The following is a 4349-nucleotide window of genomic DNA, read 5'->3' as shown; positions in this document are numbered from 1 at the left end:
AATTTCGGTAAATCCAAATTGTAAAAAAAAGCGTCAAAGACATTAAAAAAATTAGAACATATTTACAAAAATTTCGTAGATTGAATATGAGGGAATATGATTTCCTTATGATGCTTTTATTTAAAAAGAAAAAAATAACCAACAAAAAAGCCAAATGACCAGGTCTCGTAAAAACGGCCAGTGCAAAGAGTAGCCCGGAAAGAAAAATAAGCGGCTTCTTATCTGAAGAGAAGCATAACAGGAGACAGCTCATAATAAGAAAGAAGGTGGCTAGGATATCGGATAGGATCGCTCGCGAGTATATTATGAAAGTCAAATCAAAAGCAACCAGAAGAGCAGGATAGACCGACTTCTTGCCTAGACCGAAGCACTTATAGGCAATTACGAAAGTTCCAATAACCATCCCACATGTCATTATCAATTGGATTAAAGAGATTAAGAAGGCGCTATCAGGCCAATTATTAACAAAGAAAAAAAGAAAAAAGGGATAACCGGGGAAACGATACGAAGTGGGATACTGCCCTTCGGAGCTTAAAGAGTAGGATCCGTAAGCGCGCAAATTTTTTGCAATCGTTACATAATCATAGGTGTCTCCACGGACATATTCCGGAGATCCTATTTTCCAGATAAGTAAAGATAAAAATAACGTGAGTAATATTAAGATCGAAGAGAATTTAAGGAGTTCGGCCCTTTTTCCTGAAGACAGTTTAAACATAATTTATTAACTTTTTTATATTTTTTATTATTTATGATTTCTTGGTTTTGTCAATATAAAAAACCCGTCTAACAAAACAGATCTGCCCACCTAAAGGCGCCCGCTTTTTGTTCGCCCTCGTTTGGACTTTTTTCGCGCGCTTTATTTTGAGTTCTCAGGGATTACGACAGTAAGAAGAGAAAGAAAATTGTTAGGCGGTCAGAGCTTTGAGCGCTTGTAGGACAAATTCTGACAAAAAGATGGGTGTTTCTCTGATTTCATTTAATGTCATAGCAGACTAAAATTCTAGACGCAAGGAGATGGGGTTCTCCTTAGATATTAATGAATGGCGCGATAAGCCTATGCGCATTGTAATTGCAGACGACTCTGAAATTGTTCGTTCCCGACTGATAGAAATGTTAGAAGGGATTAAAGGAATTGAGGTTGTCGCTCAAGCAAAAGACTCCAGGGAAGCTATTGATGCAATAAGGACTTACCATCCTGACCTGGTTATTATGGATATCAGGATGCCCGGTAATGACGGAATTGTTGCTATCGAAACGATTAGGAAGACTAAAAGAAACAAGCCCAAAATTATAGTTTTCACCAATTATCCTTACCTCCAGTACCGGAAAAAGTGCATGGATGCAGGAGCTGATTTCTTTTTTTACAAAGCCCTGGAGTTCGAAAAGTTGGTGGAGCTAATAAAAGAGTTAGCCCAGAAGAACTGAAAGCCCCAGACTTCACGTATTCCAGACGATTTTGACGCACCAAGGCGAAATGAAGAATTTAGAAAATAGCCCCAAGGGCGGTAGCTTATACTTTTTTGCGGACTTGATATTTATAGCCTATTTATCCCATTAAGACGTCCTTTATTTAGGTAGATGACAAGCTTAAAAAGAAGGGTTTTTCAAGGGCTGGCCTGGAGGACATCTGTTGACGTGGGAGAAATGTTTCTTCAAATTGTTTTCACAGCAATCCTCGCCAGGATACTGACAAAAGCAGACTTTGGGCTCGTAGCCATGGCCCTCCTGGTCAACAGATTCTTAACCCAGATGACGCAAATTGGTTTTGGCATTGCAATTATCCAGAGCCAAAATATAAGAAAAGAACAAGTTTCGGCCATATTCTATATCAACGCTGCGGTTAACTTTATGGTGTCTTCAGCCGGCTATGCAGTAGCCCCGCTGGCCGCAGGATTTTTTAATCAACCAAAATTGATTCCCCTGATTAGAGTCTTAGTATGGGTGATCTTTATCAATAGCTTTGGCTTCCCACATATACTCCTCAGGAAAAAGCTCAAATTTGGTGGAATTTCGCTACTCGAGATTTCAACTATGCTAACGGCAAACATTGTTGCGGTAATTATCGCCATAAAAGGATTTGGTTTCTGGGCACTGGCGGCAAGGGCTTTTTTATCCCAGCTCCTGTTCGCAATTGGAATATGGTTTATAGGCGATTGGTTTCCAGGCAGGCCTGATTTCCGGGGTGTGAAACGATTATTTTCCTTTGGTCTTAATATGCTCGGTTCCAAAATCTTCAATTATTTTTCACAAAACCTGGCCGCTATTATCACTGGCAAGTTCATAGGAGTTGAAACTTTAGGAGCTTTCAACATTGCTTATAATCTTGCTCTTGTTCCTGCCCAGAAAGTTCAGTCGATTCTTACTGCCGTCCTTACTCCGGCTTTTTCTGCTTTGCAGGCAAATTTAATTAATTTCCGGCGAAAAGTTTTTGAAACTCTATATAGTCTTGGGTCTATTCTTATCCCCTCTATGCTTGGTCTTTCTGTGATTGCTCCAAATTTTGTCGTCACTCTTTATGGACCGAAATGGAAAGATGCGGGACTATTCTTAGTTTTCCTTGCCCCCATCGGATTAATGAAAGGAATAGAACATTTACTCGCTTCGGTGATAATTTCCAGGGGATGGCCGTCTGTTATACTTATGATAACTTTTTTGGAAACTCTTGCTAGTGTTCCTCTCCTTTTTCTTGGATCCTACTTTTTTGATATCATTGGTCTTATTGTAGCCTATTTTTTTATTGCTATTTTTTCTCTTGCTCTGACAATTTCATATTCTCAAAAAGCGGTTGGTGACACAAATATGTTTATACGAGCTACAAAGAAATCATTTTTTAATTCGAGCTTAATGGTCATTAGTGTTATCATGTTTTCTAAAGTTTTTCCCTTAAAAGGCGTTCTTGAATTATTAGGCCAATTTCTTGTCGGTGCAACAATTTATTTGATCTGCAGGATCAGATTTATCACAGATAAAGAGCGTAATATGATTAAAGATCTGCCATTCTCCAATTTGCCTTTTTTAAAGAATCTGAAAAGCTGATAGGTTGAGAAAACGTTATTTATTTCAGAAGCCAAAAAATTTGCACAATTCATGATTGGCTTCATACTCAGAGTTAAAACGTCTGCATGCTAGAAGTAAAGCCCATTATTCTATCAGAAATGCCAACGTCAATTTTTCCCATCTGGAATGCTCTGCATGAGAAATCATTTGCCCCGAACTTTCAGCAAGATTTTGAATATATTTCTTCTTGGCTGCAGAATATCCGAGGTGACTGGCGCCCGCTATTGATTTTTGTAAAAAAGGACAATACGGTTTTAGGTCTCCTACCTTTGATGTTTAGAAATGAAAAGAGGAAGAACATTTTTCCTTATCGGAGAATCAAGTTCCTTGCATCTGAAAATACAGATTTTAATATTGTACTGGCCGATCCAATGGACGTTGAAGAAGTCACAACGGCCGGTTTGAATTGGCTGTGTTCAGGTGCTTTACGCTGGGAACTTCTTATTCTTGATGACCTTGTTGAGGGAAATCCTATAATAAGAGCTATTCCAAAATGGGCGGAACGTAGCCATGTAGTTTTAAATCCAATAATAGGAAAGTACTATTATATCAACCTTCAGAGACCATGGGATGATATTTGGGGTGAAACGAGCAAAAAATTTATACGAAAAAATATCAATGTTGCTCGGAATAGATTAGATAGAAGTGGATGTTGGCAGATATTGGTTAACCCATTTTGGGAAACGAAAGAGATCGCCGACCAAGCCATTAAAATTTCTTCGCTGCGAGGTTTCGGTGCGGGAATCTCCTCACTAAGGCGGGAGGCCTATAAGAAGTTTCTTACGGATGTAATCGACATTAATAGAAGAAAAGGAATTTTCAATTCATACTGGATGATATTAAACGGGACGGTAATAGCATATGAATTTATTTTTGAACAAAGGGAGGTATGTTATGCATGGACAGGTACTTTTAATCCTGAATATGCTAGATATTGGCCGTCTAGATTATTATTATTAGAAATTATGAAAAGATATCATGAAAAAAGATTCAAGGAGTTCAGCTTTATGAGGGGAGAGGCCGAGTACAAAGCTAAGTGGACTCCGAATTATAAAAAAAACTATCGATTTATCATAAAAAATAAAAACGACTTTTATGGAAAAATGATAATATCAATGGAAAAATTATACAAGTTTTTAAATAGGACATATCTTCCGACATCTTCGATAAAGCGATGATGCTAAAGCCTAATGGGAATAACCTAATTTCACTCAGATTGAATATCGGAAAATAATATTAATTGAAAATTTTCCTGATAATTTCTTTGGATATCGAATGCGATAAAGGAGCTA

3 protein-coding genes are annotated in these 4349 nt (G+C 37.8%); all 3 read left to right on the top strand.

Annotated elements, in window-relative coordinates; genetic code table 11:
- The first annotated feature begins 1056 nt into the window (after window positions 1–1056).
- Window positions 1057–1425: a response regulator gene (locus ACUVXA_RS16895; RefSeq protein ID WP_445872460.1), complete on the top strand. Its 369-nt coding sequence runs from the start codon at window positions 1057–1059 to the stop codon at window positions 1423–1425.
- A gap of 153 nt (window positions 1426–1578) precedes the next feature.
- The gene (locus ACUVXA_RS16890; protein ID WP_445872459.1) at window positions 1579–3036 is read left to right on the top strand and encodes a lipopolysaccharide biosynthesis protein; all 1458 of its coding nucleotides are present in this window, start codon (window positions 1579–1581) and stop codon (window positions 3034–3036) included.
- Between the two features lie 245 nt (window positions 3037–3281).
- Window positions 3282–4235, top strand: a complete 954-nt coding sequence (locus ACUVXA_RS16885; protein ID WP_445872458.1) for a GNAT family N-acetyltransferase — start codon at window positions 3282–3284, stop codon at window positions 4233–4235.
- The last annotated feature ends 114 nt before the right edge of the window (window positions 4236–4349 follow it).

This window comes from Candidatus Jordarchaeum sp. (assembly GCF_052745115.1).
Note: the sequence above shows the minus strand (reverse complement) of the source record. Positions and strands in the feature narration are given on the sequence as shown.